At 48.3% G+C, this 17,155-nt stretch carries 15 protein-coding genes; 6 read left to right on the top strand and 9 right to left on the bottom strand.

Translation table 11 applies throughout. From position 1 onward, the window contains the following. Nucleotides 1-8: 8 nt before the first annotated feature. The 4 genes from EOO50_RS00700 to EOO50_RS00685 are packed head-to-tail and all read right to left on the bottom strand — an operon-like array spanning nucleotide 9 to nucleotide 6,214. The gene (locus EOO50_RS00700; protein WP_290836911.1) at nucleotides 9-3,194 is read right to left on the bottom strand and encodes an efflux RND transporter permease subunit; all 3,186 of its coding nucleotides are present in this window, start codon (nucleotides 3,192-3,194) and stop codon (nucleotides 9-11) included. 16 nt (nucleotides 3,195-3,210) lie between these two features. Beyond that, nucleotides 3,211-4,275, bottom strand: coding sequence for an efflux RND transporter periplasmic adaptor subunit (locus tag EOO50_RS00695; RefSeq protein ID WP_290836909.1), 1,065 nt, complete (start codon nucleotides 4,273-4,275; stop codon nucleotides 3,211-3,213). A 3-nt stretch (nucleotides 4,276-4,278) separates the two neighbouring features. Next, nucleotides 4,279-5,616 carry a TolC family protein gene (locus tag EOO50_RS00690; protein WP_290836907.1) on the bottom strand — a complete coding sequence of 446 codons (1,338 nt, stop codon included), beginning with the start codon at nucleotides 5,614-5,616 and terminating at the stop codon, nucleotides 4,279-4,281. 4 nt (nucleotides 5,617-5,620) lie between these two features. After that, complete coding sequence (locus EOO50_RS00685) at nucleotides 5,621-6,214, bottom strand: TetR/AcrR family transcriptional regulator (RefSeq protein WP_290836905.1); 594 nt, start codon at nucleotides 6,212-6,214, stop codon at nucleotides 5,621-5,623. Between the two features lie 148 nt (nucleotides 6,215-6,362). Here EOO50_RS00685 and EOO50_RS00680 point away from each other — a divergent pair, with 148 nt between their 5' ends. Next, nucleotides 6,363-7,331, top strand: coding sequence for a polyprenyl synthetase family protein (locus EOO50_RS00680; protein ID WP_290836903.1), 969 nt, complete (start codon nucleotides 6,363-6,365; stop codon nucleotides 7,329-7,331). Next, nucleotides 7,328-7,681 carry a hypothetical protein gene (locus tag EOO50_RS00675; protein ID WP_290836901.1) on the top strand — a complete coding sequence of 118 codons (354 nt, stop codon included), beginning with the start codon at nucleotides 7,328-7,330 and terminating at the stop codon, nucleotides 7,679-7,681. The genes EOO50_RS00680 and EOO50_RS00675 overlap by 4 nt, the downstream gene beginning before the upstream one ends. A 2-nt stretch (nucleotides 7,682-7,683) precedes the next feature. Here EOO50_RS00675 and EOO50_RS00670 read toward each other — a convergent pair whose 3' ends face one another. Beyond that, nucleotides 7,684-9,141 carry a serine hydrolase gene (locus tag EOO50_RS00670; RefSeq protein WP_290836900.1) on the bottom strand — a complete coding sequence of 486 codons (1,458 nt, stop codon included), beginning with the start codon at nucleotides 9,139-9,141 and terminating at the stop codon, nucleotides 7,684-7,686. Between the two features lie 162 nt (nucleotides 9,142-9,303). On the opposite strand from EOO50_RS00670, the gene EOO50_RS00665 reads away from it, so the two are divergent. Continuing rightward, nucleotides 9,304-9,864 (top strand): porin family protein, encoded by a 561-nt coding sequence (locus tag EOO50_RS00665; RefSeq protein ID WP_290836898.1) that lies wholly within the window; start codon nucleotides 9,304-9,306, stop codon nucleotides 9,862-9,864. A gap of 10 nt (nucleotides 9,865-9,874) precedes the next feature. Next, nucleotides 9,875-10,429, top strand: coding sequence for a redoxin family protein (locus EOO50_RS00660; RefSeq protein ID WP_290836896.1), 555 nt, complete (start codon nucleotides 9,875-9,877; stop codon nucleotides 10,427-10,429). A gap of 10 nt (nucleotides 10,430-10,439) precedes the next feature. Here EOO50_RS00660 and EOO50_RS00655 read toward each other — a convergent pair whose 3' ends face one another. The 4 genes from EOO50_RS00655 to EOO50_RS00640 form a co-directional block, all read right to left on the bottom strand. Beyond that, nucleotides 10,440-10,862, bottom strand: a complete 423-nt coding sequence (locus EOO50_RS00655) for a hypothetical protein (RefSeq protein WP_290836894.1) — start codon at nucleotides 10,860-10,862, stop codon at nucleotides 10,440-10,442. A gap of 150 nt (nucleotides 10,863-11,012) precedes the next feature. Further along, a complete protein-coding gene (locus EOO50_RS00650) occupies nucleotides 11,013-11,804 on the bottom strand; it encodes a glucose 1-dehydrogenase (RefSeq protein ID WP_290836892.1) in 792 nt (263 codons plus the stop codon). A 223-nt stretch (nucleotides 11,805-12,027) separates the two neighbouring features. After that, nucleotides 12,028-12,303, bottom strand: a complete 276-nt coding sequence (locus EOO50_RS00645) for a hypothetical protein (RefSeq protein ID WP_290836890.1) — start codon at nucleotides 12,301-12,303, stop codon at nucleotides 12,028-12,030. A gap of 4 nt (nucleotides 12,304-12,307) precedes the next feature. Next, a complete protein-coding gene (locus tag EOO50_RS00640; protein WP_290836888.1) occupies nucleotides 12,308-12,886 on the bottom strand; it encodes a hypothetical protein in 579 nt (192 codons plus the stop codon). A gap of 118 nt (nucleotides 12,887-13,004) precedes the next feature. On the opposite strand from EOO50_RS00640, the gene EOO50_RS00635 reads away from it, so the two are divergent. Continuing rightward, nucleotides 13,005-15,779, top strand: coding sequence for a 2-oxoglutarate dehydrogenase E1 component (locus EOO50_RS00635; RefSeq protein ID WP_290836886.1), 2,775 nt, complete (start codon nucleotides 13,005-13,007; stop codon nucleotides 15,777-15,779). Between the two features lie 110 nt (nucleotides 15,780-15,889). Next, nucleotides 15,890-17,140, top strand: a complete 1,251-nt coding sequence (gene odhB / locus EOO50_RS00630; RefSeq protein WP_290836885.1) for a 2-oxoglutarate dehydrogenase complex dihydrolipoyllysine-residue succinyltransferase — start codon at nucleotides 15,890-15,892, stop codon at nucleotides 17,138-17,140. Nucleotides 17,141-17,155 lie beyond the last annotated feature (15 nt).

Genomic DNA, 17,155 nt, shown 5'->3' with positions numbered 1-17,155 from the left:
TTTATCGCTTAAAGCTGATGTTTCGTCGTAAATCCGTCTTCGCTTACTTCATTCGGCGTATAATCCTCGACGATCAACTCGTCGTAATTCGGAGCTTGCTTGCCTTTGTTCACGCGCGCCAAAATACCGTCGAAAATCGAATACACGACAGGAACGATGATCAGCGTCAGGAACAACGACGATATCAAACCACCGATGATTACCCAAGCCAAACCGTTGTTCATCTCGGCCGCACCGCCCGACGCCATCGCGATCGGCACCATACCGAACACCATCGCGATCGTCGTCATCAAAATCGGACGGAGACGCGCGTGGTTCGCCTGGATCAACGCGTTGTACGTCGATTCTCCGGCTTCTTTCCTGTGATTCGTAAAGTCGACCAAAAGAATCGCGTTCTTACACACGAGCCCGATGAGCATGATCACACCAAGGATCGTAAAGATATTGAGCGTATTATTTGTCAAAGCCAGCGCATACAACGCCCCGATGAACGAAAGCGGCACCGAGAACAACACCACGAACGGATACACGAAACTGTTATATAGCGCAACCATTACCAGATACACGAGCAAGATCGCCGCGAGCAACGAGATTCCGAGCGTTCCGAAACCTTCCTGGCTGTTTTCGATATCTCCGCCCCAAACATAATCGACTCCGGCTGGGCGCGGCATTTTCGAGAATACGTTTTCCCACTCGGTAGCGACGGCCTGAACCGATTTACCCACGGTTTGCGCCTGTACCGAAACCGAGGCACTCTTGTCGCGACGCTCGAGCAAACTCGGGCCCGAACCTTCAGTGATCGTAGCGAATTGCGACAATTTGATCTGTTGGTTCTGGTCGTTTACGAAGACAAGATCGCGCACGTTGTTGATGTTCGTGCGGTCGAATTCGTTGAAACGGATGTTGATGTCGTATTCATATTGTCCGGCGCGGAATTTCCCGTCGGTGTTTCCGTTGAACGCGGTCTGCATCGTGAGTCCGACGGTTTGCAACGACAATCCGAGCGCCGCCATTTTATCGCGATCGACCTGGACGTTTACTTCGGGACTTCCGTTTTCAGACGTCAGTTTGATTTCGGTCGCACCTGAAATTTTCGCGAGTTCGGCAGCGGCAGCTTCGGCGAATTTCATCGCGCTTTCGTTGTCGTTTCCGGTGATCGTGAGCATGAGCGGCGCTTCGTCGGCTCCACCCATGATACTTACGGGAACGGTTTTTACTTGCGTTCCGATGAGCACTTTTTGCAATTCGCGTTTGGTTTTCGCGGCGTAGATGAACGTGTTGTCGGTCCTGTCGGCACGATCCACGAGCGTAACGGTGATTTCCGATTTGTACGGTGTTGTTTGCGAGCCTGAGAATCCGCCCGAAATTTGTCCGACGGTCGTAATCAAATTCGTCACTTCTTTCTGCTTGCTCAAGTATTCCTCGGCTTTTTGCGTCATGAAGTTACTCTGCTCGACCGATGCGTCTTTGGGCAATTCCAATTGGACGATGAATTGTCCGCGGTCCATTTTCGGGAAGAAATCCCCACCGATGAATCCTCCGAAGACCAACATGATCGAAGAAACGAACAAGACGATGATCGTCACCAACGAGATCACTTTGTTTCTTCGGCGCTTCAACGACCATTTCAAGATGCCCGAAACCCAATCGGTGAATCGGTCCAATCCGCGTTCGAAACCAAGGATCACGCGTTCGAAAATGTTTTTTCCGGTCAAGTGTTCCAATTTTCCGAAACGAGACGAAAGCCACGGAATCAACGTGAACGATGACAATAATGAAAGCGACGTCGCGATTACGACCGTGACGCAAAACTGCGTGATGATGTTCGCCACGAAACCGGTACTCATCGCGATCGGCAAGAACACGACGATGATGACGAGCGTGATCGCCGTTACCGTAAATCCGATTTCTTTCGTTCCTTCATAAGCGGCGCGCGCTCGGTTTTTACCCATTTCCATGTGTCGGTAAATGTTCTCGAGAACAACGATCGCATCATCGACGAGAATACCGACGACGAGCGAAAGTCCTAGCAAACTCATCAAGTTGAGCGTGTAACCCATCAAATAAATCCCGATGAACGTCGCGATCAACGACGCCGGAATCGACACCATTACGATAAATGCGTTTCGGATCGAGTGCAGGAAGAACAACATCACGAAGGCCACGAGAATAACCGCGAGGAACAAATCGTGGATTACACCGTCGGCTGCGACAAGCGTAAATTCCGACGTATCGTTCGCAACTTCAAGTTTCAAACCTTGCTTGGCGTAATCTTTTTCGATTTTCGAGATCACGGCGCGAACTTCCTCACTTACCGTTACCGCGTTGGCGTCGGTTTGTTTGATGATCTGCAACGCGATCGCGTTATTTTGGTTCACACGAGAAATTTTCTCGATCTGTTTTTGTGAATCCTGTACGTCGGCGATGTCGCCCAAACGAACCTGAACGCCATCTTTGTTAGACACGACAAGGTTGCGCATTTCTTCGACGTTGCGGTATTTTCCTGACAAACGCACGAGCATTTTATTTTCACGCGTTTGGATGTTTCCCGTCGGAAAGTCAAGATTTGAGGTCAGGATCGCCTGTTGTACATTCGGGATCGACAAACCGTAACCTTTTAATTTTTCCTGATCGAGCGAAACCTGGATTTCACGTTCCTGTCCGCCGACCAATGTGATTTGCGCCACACCGTTCACACGCGCCAAGAGCGGTTCGATTTTCTTGTCGAGCAAGTCGTAGAATTCGACCTCGTCCATTTTCGCGGTCGCGCCCAAAGTCATGACAGGCAAATCGGAAATCGAGAATTTCGTGAGCGACGGCGGATCGACATCTTCAGGCAAATCCTTTTCGATCGCGTTGATCTTGCGCTGGGCGTCGTTCAACGAATAATCGGCGTCGGCTTCGGCTTCAAGCGTGACCATGACGAGCGACAATCCTTCGTAGGATTTTGATTCGACTTTCTTGACCAACTCGAGTGACGAAACCGCGTCCTCAATTTTCCGCGTCACGGTATTTTCGACCTCGCTCGGAGAAGCGCCGGGATAAACGGTCGCGATCGTCACGACGTTGATCTCGAACTTCGGGATCAATTCGTAGCTCAGGTTCGAGAAGCTGAAAAGCCCGCCGAGCGTGAGTATGATAAACAGCACGATGACAAGCGTCGGCCGTTTGATTGATATTTCTGCTATTTTCATATTTGTTGGTTTAGGGCTAGTTGATGATCGAAACTTTGGCGCCGTTTGTCAAGTTGATCTGGCCCGATGTCACGACGATTTCGCCGTCGGTCAAACCATTGAGCACTTCTACGTTCGTTCCGAGGATTCGTCCCGGAGTGATTTTCTTCAAAGTCGCCGTTCCGTCTTTCACGACGAAAACCTGTCCTGAATTCACGCCTCCGACAAACGCCGTTCTCGCGATGACGCGGATCGGTCGGTCAGCTCCTTTCGCTTTTCCGAATTCGGCCGTTCCATACATTCCGGCTTTGAGTTCGTTGTTCGGGTTGTTCGCGATTTCGATTTCTACAGGGAAATTCAACGATTCGTCGGCTTTCGGCGCGATGAACGTGATCTTGCCCTGGAATTCCTTGTCAGGATAAACGCTCGCCTTGACTTTCACGGGATTTCCGAGTTGCAACGACGGGATTTGGCCTTCGTCGACGGTCACGGTCAGTTTCAGTTTCGATACGTTCACGAGTTCGAAAAGTTCGGTTCCCGGAGAAACGACTGATCCCGGTTCGATCATTCTTTTATTGACGATTCCGTTGATCGTCGACTTGATCGTCGCATCGCCCAAAGAAATATTCGATTGGTCCAATTTCGCTTTCGCGGTTGCCAGATCCACTTTCGATTTGTCGACCTGTTGTTTCGTGACACCGCCCGTTTTAAACGCACTTTCGTAACGTTGGGCGTCAGTAACCGCGTTTTGGTATTCGGCACGCGCGCTTTGCACATCGACCGAAAGTTTGTCGCCCTTGATGATCGCAAGTGTTTGCCCGATTCTCACCGACGAACCTTCATCGACCAAAACCTTCGTGACACGGCCTGCGTTCTCAGCCGAGAATTTCAATTCCTGTGACGGCATGAAATTTCCGTTCGACACGAAATCGGTCGAGATCGCTTTTGTCGCGACCGTGTCGACACGGACGGCGATTGTTGCGTTTTTCTTGGAAACGATGGCTTGTTCCTCTTCGTTTTTCGCCTTGTTTTTCGTCAGGACAAAAGCGATCAAGGCGATAACCGCGACGGTGACGATGATATAGATTATTGATTTTTTCATGGCTTAGTTTGTTAGGTTTTTGAGTTCTCCTTTTGATTTGTAGAGTTTGATTTCGGCTTTTTTGTATTCGAGCAACGCCGAGTTGTAGTTATTCGCGGCCGTCGTCAATTCGTTCTCGGCTTCGAGCAGATCGGTCAATGTCGCCAATCCATTGAAGTAATTGTTGCGCGTGTCGTTGAGTACCGATTGTGCCAAAGTCGAGTTCGCGCGTTGGTTTTCAAGAGTCGACAAGTTGCTGCGGATGTTTGCCACGGCGTCTTCGTAATCTTTCGACAACCGCAGTTTCGTATCTTCGATATCGACCTGTTGTTTTCTAAGTTCGACATCGGCCTTGCTGACTTTCGCGCGGTTTCCGAAACCTGTGAAAATCGGAATCTTCAAGTTCATCCCGATCGAAGAATAATCGGACCAATACACGCCGTCAGCGGGTTTTCCGCCCCAAGGGAATTGGTTTCCGAGACCTTGATAGTTGTAATTCGCAGCCAAGGCAAGCGTCGGATAAAAAGCCGCGATCTTCGATTTCTTCTGGAATTCGAGCAACTGTTCTTCCTTTTTCATGAGCTGAAATTCGACGAGTTGCGTAACATCGGGTTTAGTTTCAAGTTCAATTGGCTTGACCGACATGTCGTCTTTGGCGAGTACGATCGGCGTCTCGACAGGCATTCCGATGAGAAACTTCAACGCGTTCTCGTTCAAGATCACCTGAACCCTGGCTTTTTGGCGTTCGGTGTCGTTGTTGTTGAGTTTTACGACGGTTCGGTCAAGGTCGATTCTTTTCGCTAAACCGTTATCGAGCTGGCCTTGAATCACGCCGCGCGTCCTGTTCGTGTTGTTGTATGTGCTGTCGCTCACGGCGAGTCTTTCCTGCGCGACGAAAACTTCGTAATAAGCGGTTGCGACTCTTTCGATGACTTGTTCGTCCGTAAGCGTGGCATTTATAAGGTAGAATTCACGTGTTGATTTCGCGGCTTTCAAACCCGTAAACACTGACATGTCGAACACGTTTTGAGTTAATGCCAATCCCGCGGTCGAGCTCCATTTTTGCCCGAACGGAACCAAAACGATCGTTCCCGCAGGCTGTCCAAAGAACTCTCCGGGAAGCGCGCTGTTCTGCAGAATTGGGTTGTAAGTGAGATTTCCATTTCCTGAAAGTTGCGGAAGCGCCTGAGAACGCACGTCCTGGATTTCATATTCGCTGTTCTCGACATCGAGTTTGGCTTTCTTGGAATCGGCCTTGTTTTGGAGCGCGTAATTGATCGCGTCTTTCAGCGTCAGCGGTTTTTGCTGGGCGCTGGCCGAAACGACCAAAAGCAAGGTTAATATTGAGAGGATTTTTTTCATAGTGTTACGCATTGATTGATAGTTGTTTTTCGAGTTCATCGACGCCTTTTTGGGTAGCAATGGCGCGAGTATGATAGATCAGGGCAGCCAGTTCGAGGACTTTTGCGTCTCTTTCGAGCTGTACGGTTTCGTTTACGTTGGTGATGAGCGTCCAGTAGAATCGGATCGAGTTTTCGACGTCGGTGTCGGGGCGATAATACCCGAGTTCTATGCCTCGGTCAATGTTGTGACGCATGTAGCGCACACATTCGTGCTGTTCCTGAGACATCGTGAGGTGATAAATTTCAGGGTAATGTTTTTTCAATTGGTAAAGCGGGGACGTATCTGAAACCTGGAAAATCCCTTCGAACACTTTTCGGACCTGGAAATTTTCTTCGACCGGATTGAAGTTCTGCGCGATCACCGATTCGATCGTTTGGTTCACATGGACGTGGACGGTTTCGGTCGCCTCGACGATCAACACTTCCTTGTTGATGAAATATTTGTAGATCGTCTTCTTGGAAATACCCATATCATTGGCGATATCGTCCATCGTAATGCTCTTGAAGCCGTACTTCAAGAACATCTCGGTTGCCCGTGCGACAATTTTCTCTTTCATTTTCTTTGGGTTAAATCGGGGGCAAAGTTAGAGCGGAAACTTTTGACACAAAAATAGTTTCCAAAGTATTCACAATTATTTAACATTGCCGAATCTTACTGCTTTTGCCAAACCGCGCCAAAGGTTTACCTTAGCGGCAAATTACGCCATGCATACCGTTAGCCATTACCGAGAATCGTTTACCGCTTATCTTGACAAACAGGTCTTGCTCAAGGAACCTAAAAATTTGTACGAGCCTGTCGATTACATAATCGGACTCGGCGGGAAACGCATGCGCCCGATTTTGACGCTCATGTCGGCCGACATTTTCGAAACGCCTTTCGAACGCGCTTTACCGGCGGCTTTGGCCGTTGAAATGTTTCATAATTTTTCGCTTGTCCACGACGATATAATGGACGACGCGCCGTTGAGACGTGGAAACGAAACGGTGCACGAACGTTGGGACATCAACACGGGAATTCTCTCGGGCGATGCGATGCTGATTCTCGCCTACCAATATTTCGAACAATACGAACCGACAGTTTTCCGCGATCTCGCGAAGTTGTTCAGCAAGACCGCGATCGAAGTCTGCGAAGGCCAGCAATGGGATGTCGATTTTGAAACGCGTGACGATGTGACGATTCCCGAATATCTTAAAATGATCGAATACAAGACCGCGGTTTTGGTTGGCGCGGCCATGAAAATGGGAGCGATCATCGCGCAGACTTCGGTCGAAAATTGCGATTTGATCTACGATTTCGGATGTAATTTGGGCATCGCGTTCCAACTTCAGGACGATTACCTCGACGCGTTCGGCGATCCGGAAACATTCGGGAAACAAGTCGGAGGCGACATCATCGAAAACAAAAAAACATACTTGTACTTGAAAGCACTTGCGAACGCGCGCGACAAGAAACAATTGCAGGATTTGTATTCGATAAGCCCGGCCGATCCGAGCGATAAGATCAATTCGGTCAAGGAACTTTTCAATGCGAGCGGCGCGTCCGAAGCGACCCAAAACGCCATAAAAGACTATACGTTCAAGGCATTCGAAACACTGGAAAGAATGGATATTTCGAGCGGGAAGAAAGCGGCGTTACGCCAATTCGGGATTAAATTAATGGAACGCAACGTATGAGTTTCATCGCGCCCATTTCGTTCGATTCACTTTTGGCCGAAGCTGAAAATGAGAATCTCTACCTCAAGCTCATCGAGCAACTGAACAAGGATTTCAACCTCGCGAACGAACCCGTCGATTTTCCGAAAAGCACGAAGCCGAACGAACTCAAAGTACAACTGCACGAAAAGATATATCGGCTCATACAATATAAATTCGCGGAATACCTGAACCTACTTTACATAATCGACGTGTCCGAAGATCAAGTCAAGCAACTCGACGGATCGGACATCTCAGAACTCGCAGGCGAAGTGGCGTTTTTAGTCCTCAAAAGAGAATGGCAAAAAGTGTGGTTTCGCAACCGTTATTAAAGCTACTTTGTAATCTCGGCCAATACTTTTTTCCCGTTCTCGTTCGTCGGATCGAGCGCAATTGATTTTTTGTAGTTCGCGATCGCCAAATCCTTGTTGCCGTTTTTTAGGTAAGCTTCTCCGAGGCTGTCGTAAGCATTGCCCGATTTCGGGAACGATTCGACATTGAGTTTAAAGATTTCGATGGCGTCGGCGATTTTTCCCGTGCTGAGCAATTCGTATCCCAACCGGTTCATCTCACTTTCGTCCAGCGCATAGTCGTTCGATTTTTTAAGTTCGATGAATTTCGCTTTGGCGTCGGCGACGTTTGATTTGTGAATGATTGGAAGCAATGCGTCGGCGATCGAGCGTTTCGGCATTTCATACGGCTTTCCATATAAGATATTCCGGATCGCTTCGTTCACCTTGCCCAGCGGCGCGCTTCCGGTATTGTTGAGCAAAACCACGAGATTTTTGTCGGTAGTGATTCGCGAAATGATGGTGTTGAAACCGTTGATTCCGCCTCCGTGTTCGGTAATGTTGATCTTCGCGTTGGGCTTGAAACCGTCGATGTCGGCGATTGACCAGCCGTAACCGTAATGTTCGCCCCAGGCAGGAAAATGTTTCGAGAACATGAGATCGCGCGATTTTGCCGACAACACTTTATCCTTATATAATGCCTGATCCCAACGATACAAATCCTCGACCGTCGAGTACATAGATCCCGCCGCATACGGCAAAGCCATGTCAAGATAATTGGCGTTGACGTAACCGCCAGGCTTTTTCTCGTAGCCCGAAGCGCGGTGTTTGAGGATATTTTCGTGGTGGTCGAAACCAGTGTCGTTCATCTGCAACGGTGTAAAAATGTTTTCCTGCAGACAAGTTTCGTACGATTTTCCCGTCACGGTTTCAATGATATAACCGATCAGAAAATATCCCGAATTGCTGTAATTGAATTTTTCGCCGGGCGCAAATTCGAGTGGCAGATCGCAGAATAATTTCACGAAATCTTTTGGGCTGTAATAATCGCGACTCGTTTCGCTGAAGAAATTCGGGAACGACGTATAACTCGGAACGCCCGACGTGTGCGTGAGCAAGTGGTGCAGCGTGATTTTATCGCCCGTAGCTTTCGGATAATCGGGCAAATATTTTGAAATCGGAGCGTTGAGGTCGAGCTTTCCTTTTTCGACCAATTGCAAAACGAGCGCGGCCGTAAATTGTTTGGTGATCGATCCGAGCCGGTGTTTGGTGTCGGGCGCGTTGGCGATATCCCATTCCATGTTGGCCTGGCCGAAACCTTTCTTGAAAATCACCGAACCGTTTTCGCTGACCAACGCCGATCCGTTGAATTTGCCTTGGTCGGCGTAGGCTTGTATGAGTTGGTTGATTTTCTCGGGTTTGGTTTGGCCGATGAGGTTTGCCGAAATTCCGACGAAACAGAAAATGCCGAAAAACAGCTTTTGAATGTTTGATTTTTTCATGATTGATGATTTGATGATTTCGGTAAATGTAATGAAAACTGTCTTGTAATCAACATTTTATAATCGGGAATCTGAGGTTTCGCTCATATTGCTAACCATTTGATTCGATGTGGATTGATGGTCGTTTGCGAAAAAAATATAAATTGCGCCAAAACCATATTGATGAAAAGAATCTTTACTCTTCTATTGATTTCGTCCATTGGGTCGGCCTTCGCTCAGAATAAACTCAACGCATTCGTTGGCGTGAATTATTCGCTTTTCACAAAAGGAATTTACAAACAGGTTTCGGGCGAACAATCGTTTGGAATGAACATCGGCGCGAACTACGAGATTCCGCTGAACCCGACGATTGCGTTCCGACCCGGACTCAACTTCGCACAAGTAGGCGATCGGACGAAAACGACCGGCTACTATGAAAATTCGATTAAAGAACTCGACACCAAACTTTCGTACGTGAACGTACCCATGGATTTCAAATTCTGGAACAAAATTTACCTGATCGCAGGCCCGCAATTGTCGGTTCGCGTGAACGATGCGCCCGCCAAGAGAGCTGAAATCGGTTTTAACCTCGGAACCGGGTTCACGATAAACAAACTCTTTTTCGAATTCGGTATTTATCAAGGACTTACGCCCGCGATGGAAAATATTGTCGATTTTCAAACGGGACCGTATGATGTCCACAACGGTTACGCGAAATTCCTTGTCGGTTACAGCATTTTTTAAGTTCGCTAAAATGAGAAAATACCTGATCGCACTCGCACTCCTAACCGTAAATCTCGTTTTCTCACAGGAACCGAGACCACTTCGCGAAATCCCGACCTATTACATAAGGTTGAACACCGTCGCCGATATCAAAATCGACAGTTGGGCAATCAACGCGCCTCAGGACAAAAAACTCGAAGGCAAATTCCTCGTGATCAATCTTTGGGTTCCGAACTGCGTGCAATGTAACGTCGGAATGAAATATCTCGAGCGCTTGCAGCAGGATTTTAAAGGTGTCAAGAATTTGTATTTCATCAACCTCGCTCAAGAAGATTCGCTAAAAACGGCAGCAAGTTTCGCCAAGCAGAAATTGTCTACGACTCTGATCGTCGCGTCCGACAAACGCAAAATCACGAAACTTCGCTCCGACGGACTCAAGCAAATCATGTATCCGATGGCGATCATGGTCGATCCTGAAGGCGTCGTCCGATATATTCAGTTTCCTTCCTTAATAAAAAAGGAAGAAATACAAAAATTCCTCGACGGAAAATGGGAACCGTTCGATTCGTTTTACCAAAATCATTAAGTTGTGGATTTCACTTGGCCGCGACAATCGTTTCCTCACATTCTTCCTCGCCCTGCGTTTCACAAATCCAACGGTTCCCGACGCGCATCGGCGAACCTTCGAGACAATTGCAGGTCACGTACTCAGGATTTTTGGGCAGATAGAAATAGTTTTTCTCGCGCGACAATATCGTGGCGATCTTGAACGAATTGTCGGCGGTTTCCCCGAATAGGTAATAGAATGTTTGCTCAGTCTCAGGATCGCGCGCCTTTCGGATTTTGAGTGTCTGCAACGTCTTGTCGAATCCATTCTTTAAAAGCAACGCGTTCCATCGTTCCGACGTCGCGCGCTTGTTGAGGATTTCAAACTTTCCGGCATAGACGATCCCGGTTTTTTCGTTGGTCGCGCATTGGCAGAAAAGCGCGAAAAGCAATGGCAGATACAAAATTTTCATGGCGTGGAATTGAACGATGAAGGTCGGCCAATCGCATGAAAGCGAATTACATTTTTTATGTACGAAATCTTAAAATCCGAGCATAAAAAAAGGCGACCGTTTCCAATCGCCAATTCCAGTGGTATATTTTTAAACGAGTTGTCTGCTCAATTACGAATTCCCGTATAGATTGGATTCGCCTCCGTCGATCGCGATCGTCTGTCCGTTCACGTAACGACATTCGTCGCTTAACAGGAACGCGACCAAGTTCCCGACGTCGGCCGGATCACCGAGCTTTCGCGTCGGATTTCGTTGGGCATATTCGATCTCGGCGGCTTTCGGGTTGGAAGGATTTACCTGCTTGAACGCTTCGGCGACCATCGGCGTCAAAATCGCTCCGGGCGCAATCGCATTCGTATAAATATTGTCCTTGCCATATTCGATCGCTGCGTTTTTCGTCATTCCTGAGACCGCGTGTTTACTCGCGACGTACGGCGTTTGGTTTACGACGCCTCGGATTCCGCCCACCGATGCGACGTTCACGATTTTTCCGCCTCCGTTTTTCTGCATGACCGGAATCACGTAACGCAATCCGTAATAAACGCCGAGTAAATTGATGTCGATTACTTTTTTGAAGATGTCGACGTCGTATGAAATCAGCGGCGCCTGCTTGCCTTCAATTCCCGCGTTGTTGTAGAATCCGTCGATCGTGATGAATTCGGCGACCGTTTTTTCGACGTAATCCTTTACGGCTTCTTCGTTTGACGTATCGGCGACGAGATTCAGGATTCTCGCTTCGGGATTGATCTGAAGCAATTCAGCTTTCGCTTTTTCAAGTGCGTTGGCATTGTAATCGACAAGTGCCAAATTCGCTCCTTTTTCGGCCAGAACTTTTGCCGTTGCCAATCCGAGGCCCATTCCGGCTCCCGTTATAATTACTGTTTTTCCTATGAAAGAACTCATGATATATGTTTTATACCGTAAAGTTCGCCCGATGAAAAATGGATTGCTGTTAACGGAACCGCAATTAACAAAAATTAATGATTCGTTTTGAAGCAATGTGTTTTTTTTTTTTGCTTGAGTGCCTGAGTGCCTGAGTGCCTGAGTGCCTGAGTCGTTTGTGAAAACTGGTGAGATTTGGGAATTTGGTGCGGCGTCGACCTTGCGATAATCTATCTTTTCTCGTCTAATTGATGACGCCGGCCAATACCATCATGCCGACAGCCGCGAAAAACAGTAGGATTTCCGGTTTCAATTCTTCCCAAGTTTCGCGGTTCGGCATGTTTTTGAGAACGAGAATCAAGAGGACCACGAACGAGAATAACAGGATAAAAAGTGAAATGAACACCGAGAAATAATTGAAACCAATGGATTCGGCCGGCCCGACGCTGAATTTTAAAAGTGCCGTCGTTGCTGCAAGAACCAGCGCAATTTTCAGCAACATACGGATCAGGTGTTTCATCGGCTCAAAAATAAACGCGCACGAACGGCATCCAGGAATCGGCGTAAACGGTTTTGTCGCGATCGAAAAGCAAGTTGTAACGAAGCCCGACGGTCACGTTTTGCGTGCGATAACCCGCTCCGACGAACAATCCCGTATTCCAGAAGTTGTCGTGCTGTGTCCCGAAATCTATAGTTTCCAAACGCGAATTCACACGCAACTGTTCGAGTTCGACCGACAATTGCAATTGCTCGATGGGCATGAAAAGTGCGATCACGCTGCCGCCGTAAATCCATGAACGGTATTCGTCAATGTCCGAACTGTATCGCTTGAAGCGCACGTAATTCCCGTTGAGTCCGACGCCGGCCGCGAAATAGCGATTGAAGCTGTAGATCGCGCTCGGAGCCAACGAAATATCGGTGTATCCGCTGCCGATTCCAAGCCCGAGCCCGCCGCCGATTTGGACGCGTTGCCAAAAATCCGATCGATACACGGGACGCGGCTCCCAAGTACTGTCGGCCTGAGCAAAAACCGACGCGGCAAAAAGCAACAGCGCGCCACTCAAAACGAATCGGTTAAATCGATAAACAGCAAGGGATTTCATAGAATTTTGGAGCTATATTTAATAACCATAAAAGTATCTAAAAACATATAGAAATTCGGTTAAGAGTCGTACTTTTGCGAAACTATTTTCAAAATATAGTCAACATTTTCCAAAAATTATGGATAGGTTTTCATTCCTGAACGCAGCGCACACTGAATTTTTTGCCGATTTATACGACCAATACCTAGAAAATCCCGATAGCATCGAGCCCAGCTGGAGAAGTTTCTTCCAAGGTTACGATTTTGGCGCGAGTGCTTATGGCGGAGTTTCTGAAGTGGCGCAATCGGCTCCGGCTGCCGTTTCAAACCAGGATTTCAGCGAAAAGTCTGAAAAAATCCAAAAAGAATTCGCGGTTCTGAAACTCATTGAAGGTTACCGCACGCGCGGGCATTTGTTCACCAAGACGAATCCGGTGCGCGAACGCCGCGTGTTTACGCCGTCGCTTGATTTGTCGAACTTCGGTCTTTCCGACTCCGATCTGCAAACGACATTCGACGCCGCAAAAGTGATGTATTTGGAGCCGACGACGCTCGAAAATATCCTCAAGCATTTAAACAGGATTTACTGCCAGTCGATCGGTGTCGAGTACATGTACATCCGCGATCCTGAAGTCAGGACTTGGATACAGGAACGAATCGGTGTCAATGACAACCGCCCGAAATTCTCGACCGAGCAAAAAAAACACATACTTTCAAAACTCAACGAGGCGGTTTCTTTCGAGAACTTCCTTCACACGAAATACGTCGGCCAAAAGCGTTTCTCGCTCGAGGGTGGCGAATCGTTGATTCCGGGTCTTGACGCTTTGATCGAAGCCGCGGCTGAACAAGGTGTTGAGCAATTCGTAATGGGAATGGCGCACCGCGGTCGTTTGAACGTATTGGCGAACATTTTCAAGAAATCCACACAGGACATTTTCTCGGAATTCGACGGGAAAGATTACGACGACGACGCGTTGTTCGACGGTGACGTGAAATATCACCTTGGATTGACCGCCGATCGCAGAACGCAGACCGGAAAATCGATCAACATCAACCTTGCTCCGAATCCATCGCATTTGGAAACCGTCGGAGCCGTTATCGAAGGAATCACGAGAGCGAAACAAGACCGTTATTTCCCGAATGATGCGTCGAAAGTATTGCCGATCGCCGTTCACGGAGATGCCGCCGTCGCAGGACAAGGCATCGTATACGAAATCGTGCAAATGGCGAAACTCGATGGTTATAAAACCGCCGGGACAATCCATATCGTGATCAACAACCAGGTCGGATTCACCACGAACTATCTTGACGCACGTTCTTCGACGTATTGTACCGACATCGCGAAGGTCACGCTATCACCGGTTTTGCACGTGAATGCCGACGATACGGAAGCTGTCGTCCACGCGATGATTTTCGCACTTGATTACAGGATGAAATTCGGAAGCGATGTATTCATCGACCTTCTCGGATACAGGAAATACGGGCACAACGAAGGTGACGAGCCGCGTTTTACCCAACCGAAATTATATAAAATCCTTGCGAAACACCAGAATCCACGCGATATCTATTCGGCTCAATTGTTGGCCGATGGCGTCATCGACGGGAATTTCGTGAAGTCGCTCGAAGACAAATACAAAGCCGTCCTTGAGGAAAACCTTGAAGCGTCGCGCAAGAAAGATCTCACGATCATCACACCGTTCATGCAAAACGAATGGCAAGGTTACGTCCAGGCGCAGCAAGCCACGATGCTTGAACCGGTCGACACGACTTTCGATGCGAAGAAACTCGCCGAAATCGCGAAACACATTACCGAACTTCCGCAGGATAAAAAGTTCATCAGCAAGATTTCAAAGCTTATCAACGACCGCAAAAACATGTGGGAAGGCGATAAATTGGACTGGGCGATGGGCGAATTGCTTGCGTACGGAACGCTTCTTACCGAAGGCTACGACGTTCGAATCTCAGGACAGGACGTGGAGCGCGGAACATTCTCTCACCGTCACGCTGTCGTGAAAGTCGAGGATAGCGAAGAAGAAGTGATCTTGCTTCAGACGTTAAAAGATCAGAAAGGGAAATTCAACATTTTCAATTCGTTGTTATCGGAATACGGCGTCGTCGGTTTCGATTACGGATACGCGTTGGCAAGCCCGAAAACACTCACGATCTGGGAAGCGCAATTCGGGGATTTCTCGAACGGGGCACAGATCATGATCGACCAATACATTTCAGCGGCCGAAGACAAATGGAATAACCAGAACGGTTTGGTCATGTTGTTGCCTCACGGTTATGAAGGCCAGGGCGCGGAACACTCGTCGGCGAGAATGGAACGTTACCTGCAACAATGTGCGAACGAGAACATGTTCATCGCCGATTGTACGACACCGGCCAACTTTTATCACTTGTTGCGACGCCAAATGGTTACGACGTTCCGCAAACCTTTGATCGTGTTCACGCCGAAGAGTTTGTTGCGTCATCCGCTTGTTGTTTCGACCAAAGACGAACTCGCAAACGGTAGGTTCCAGGAAACGATCGATGACTCGTTCGTGAACAAAGCCGACGTGAAAACGCTCGTGTTCTGTACCGGGAAATTCTATTACGATCTGCTTGCCGAACGCGAAAACAACGGCCGCAAAGATGTCGCGTTGGTGCGCATCGAACAATTGTTCCCGTTGCCAGTCGAGCAATTGAAGGCGATCATAGCAAGTTATCCGAACGCCGACGATTACGTCTGGGCGCAGGAAGAACCTAAAAACATGGGCGCATACAGTTTCATGCTCATGAATTTCGACTTAGTCAAATTGCGTTGCGCTTCATTGAAAGCCTACAGCGCGCCGGCCGCCGGAAGTTATGCACGTTCAAAGAAACGCCACGCCGCTGCGATCGCGATGGTGTTCGATAAAAATTTATTTAATTAGAATGATATAACCTGCAAGGTTTCCAAAACCTTGTAGGTTTAAAAATAGAGACCTACAAGGTTTTGGAAACCTTGCAGGTCAATCCATAGACAACATAAAATTCTATATCGATGATTTTAGAAATGAAAGTTCCTTCGCCAGGCGAATCGATTACCGAAGTGGAAATCGCAACCTGGTTAGTGAAAGACGGCGATTACGTCGAGAAAGACCAAGCTATTGCCGAAGTCGATTCAGACAAAGCAACACTCGAATTGCCAGCCGAAGCCAGCGGAATCATTACGCTTAAAGCCGAAGAAGGCGACGCGGTGAAAGTAGGGCAAGTCGTGGCTCACATCGACACCGATGCTGCCAAACCGGACGGAGCGTCTGCACCAAAAGCCGACGAAAAGAAAGAAGAACCGAAGGCCGAAGCTCCAAAAGCGGAAGAGCCTAAAAAAGAAGAACCGAAGAAAGAAGAAGCTAAACCGGCCGAAACTTCATACGCTTCAGGTTCGGCTTCACCTGCAGCCAAAAAAATCCTCGATGAGAAAAATATCGATGCTGCTTCTGTTTCCGGAACAGGAAAAGACGGCCGCATCACCAAAGACGACGCCGTAAACGCGACACCGTCAATGGGAACGCCTACTGGAGGAAACCGTTCTTCAAGCCGCACGAAATTGTCAATGTTGCGTCGTAAGGTCGCAGAAAGATTGGTTTCGGCGAAAAACGAAACGGCCATGCTTACGACGTTCAACGAAGTGAACATGACACCGATCAACAAAGTGCGCAACGAATTCAAGGAAGCGTTCAAAGCCAAACACGGAGGCGTGACTTTAGGTTATATGTCGTTCTTCACGAAAGCCGTGACGCGCGCGTTGCAGTTGTTCCCCGATGTAAATTCGATGATCGATGGCGACCAGAAAGTGGCCTACGATTTCGCCGACATCTCGATCGCGGTTTCAGGCCCGAAAGGTTTGATGGTTCCGGTTGTCAGAAACGCCGAGGCACTTTCGTTCCGTGGAATCGAATCGGAAATCAAGCGTCTTGCTTTGCGTGCGCGCGACGGACAAATCACCGTTGATGACATGACAGGCGGAACGTTCACGATCACAAACGGTGGTGTTTTCGGGTCGATGCTTTCGACGCCGATCATCAACCCGCCGCAATCGGGAATTTTGGGAATGCACAACATCATTGAGCGCCCGATCGCGGTTGATGGAAAAGTTGAAATCCACCCGATGATGTACGTGGCTTTGTCGTACGATCACCGTATCATCGACGGGAAAGAATCGGTCGGATTCCTCGTCGCGGTGAAAGAAGGCCTCGAAGATCCGATAAATCTTTTGATGAACGGAGACGCGAAAAAAGCCTTAGAATTGTAGATTCCTTTTTAGTTT

It is taken from the genome of Flavobacterium sp. (assembly GCF_004211145.1).
In the GTDB taxonomy this organism is placed as follows: Bacteria; Bacteroidota; Bacteroidia; order Flavobacteriales; family Flavobacteriaceae; genus Flavobacterium.
This window is presented reverse-complemented; position numbering and strand designations above follow the sequence as displayed.

Bases quoted from the DNA above. Each gene is read 5' to 3' on its own strand.
- EOO50_RS00655 (WP_290836894.1), bottom strand. From the start codon at position 10,862: ATGAAAATTTTGTATCTGCCATTGCTTTTCGCGCTTTTCTGCCAATGC.
- EOO50_RS00650 (WP_290836892.1), bottom strand. From the start codon at position 11,804: ATGAGTTCTTTCATAGGAAAAACAGTAATTATAACGGGAGCCGGAATG.
- EOO50_RS00695 (WP_290836909.1), bottom strand. From the start codon at position 4,275: ATGAAAAAATCAATAATCTATATCATCGTCACCGTCGCGGTTATCGCC.
- EOO50_RS00665 (WP_290836898.1), top strand. From the start codon at position 9,304: ATGAAAAGAATCTTTACTCTTCTATTGATTTCGTCCATTGGGTCGGCC.
- EOO50_RS00675 (WP_290836901.1), top strand. From the start codon at position 7,328: ATGAGTTTCATCGCGCCCATTTCGTTCGATTCACTTTTGGCCGAAGCT.
- EOO50_RS00680 (WP_290836903.1), top strand. From the start codon at position 6,363: ATGCATACCGTTAGCCATTACCGAGAATCGTTTACCGCTTATCTTGAC.
- EOO50_RS00700 (WP_290836911.1), bottom strand. From the start codon at position 3,194: ATGAAAATAGCAGAAATATCAATCAAACGGCCGACGCTTGTCATCGTG.
- EOO50_RS00635 (WP_290836886.1), top strand. From the start codon at position 13,005: ATGGATAGGTTTTCATTCCTGAACGCAGCGCACACTGAATTTTTTGCC.
- EOO50_RS00685 (WP_290836905.1), bottom strand. From the start codon at position 6,214: ATGAAAGAGAAAATTGTCGCACGGGCAACCGAGATGTTCTTGAAGTAC.
- EOO50_RS00640 (WP_290836888.1), bottom strand. From the start codon at position 12,886: ATGAAATCCCTTGCTGTTTATCGATTTAACCGATTCGTTTTGAGTGGC.
- EOO50_RS00660 (WP_290836896.1), top strand. From the start codon at position 9,875: ATGAGAAAATACCTGATCGCACTCGCACTCCTAACCGTAAATCTCGTT.
- EOO50_RS00690 (WP_290836907.1), bottom strand. From the start codon at position 5,616: ATGAAAAAAATCCTCTCAATATTAACCTTGCTTTTGGTCGTTTCGGCC.
- odhB (WP_290836885.1), top strand. From the start codon at position 15,890: ATGATTTTAGAAATGAAAGTTCCTTCGCCAGGCGAATCGATTACCGAA.
- EOO50_RS00670 (WP_290836900.1), bottom strand. From the start codon at position 9,141: ATGAAAAAATCAAACATTCAAAAGCTGTTTTTCGGCATTTTCTGTTTC.
- EOO50_RS00645 (WP_290836890.1), bottom strand. From the start codon at position 12,303: ATGAAACACCTGATCCGTATGTTGCTGAAAATTGCGCTGGTTCTTGCA.